General features: G+C 57.7%; 1 protein-coding gene and 1 pseudogene. Both read right to left on the reverse strand.

Translation table 11 applies throughout. From position 1 onward, the window contains the following. A pseudogene (locus CW742_RS14600) lies at nt 1–200 on the reverse strand (secretion system protein); the annotation flags it as partial. Continuing rightward, a partial coding sequence (locus CW742_RS14605; protein WP_292421645.1) for a type II/IV secretion system ATPase subunit occupies nt 193–1,106 on the reverse strand: 914 nt, incomplete at its 5' end. The gene CW742_RS14605 and the pseudogene CW742_RS14600, both read right to left, overlap by 8 nt.

A 1,106-nucleotide genomic window follows, 5' to 3' on the forward strand; every position in this document is an offset into this window, starting at 1 on the left:
ACCCATGAGAGGGCACCCAGGATGAGGGCAAAGGCGAGCCCGACAACAATGGAGACGACGAAGGCTGTCGAGAGATAGACCTCAAAGGGAGTCTTGAACCGGGCCGAGAGCATGTCGTTCCTCAGCTGGGCATACTCGTCGCGTTTGCCCTTCATCCGGTGGCCAAGGAGGTTGAAACAGAACCGTTCGATACTATTCATAGAGATCCTTCCTCACTTTCTCAATAACGGCTTCAGGATCGCGGTGGTACGAGATGAGGATCTTTGCCACGTCCTTGTAATGGCGGATCTTTTTGATCCTCATCCACTCGAGCACTTCCTGCCTTCGCTTGAGTTCCTCGCGCATCCGGTTCTCGCTCCAGCCCTTGGACTCCATGATCTCTTCAAGAACATAGGACTTACCGGAGTAGGTGTGCTCGTCTGTCGCCGACCGCCACTTGAAGACCTCGTTCGTGATGAGTTCGTTGGTCCTCGGGTCGATATCGAGCACTTCCACGATCTGCTTATTGCGCCTGATACGCTTCCCGCCGACCCGGGCCTGCACCTGGATACAGATGAAGTCGAGCGCCGAGAGCATGTTCCGCGGCACGTCCATGGGCGGGTTCTCGATACGGTGCACGACCGAAGCGACCGAGTCCGCGTGCGTTGTCGAATAGGTGACGTGGCCCGTGCTCATCGCCTGGAAAAGGGTCTGGCACTCCTTGCCACGGACCTCACCCACGATGATGTACTCGGGTCGTTGTCGCATTGCAGCACGCAGCAGCTCGTACATGTTGATCTCACCCCTGCCCGCGGTGTCGAACGAGTCCCTGGTCACGCTCGGGATCCAGTTCGGATGCGGCAGTTTCACTTCGCGGGTATCCTCGAGAGAGACGATCTTTGCCATCGGGGGGATGAAGAGCGAGATGGCATTCAATGCCGTCGTCTTCCCCGATGCGGTCCCACCGGCAAAGATGGAAGACTTGCCGTTCTCCACGGCAAGCCAGATGTACGAGATGGCGAGAGGCGAGAAGGTGTGCCACTCGATGAGGTCGGTCGGCGTGATGGGTTCGTCCTTGAACTTACGGATGGTGAACGTGGATCCATGGGCCGTTACTTCTGTCCCGA

Source organism: Methanoregula sp., assembly GCF_002835825.1.
In the GTDB taxonomy this organism is placed as follows: Archaea; Halobacteriota; Methanomicrobia; order Methanomicrobiales; family Methanospirillaceae; genus Methanoregula.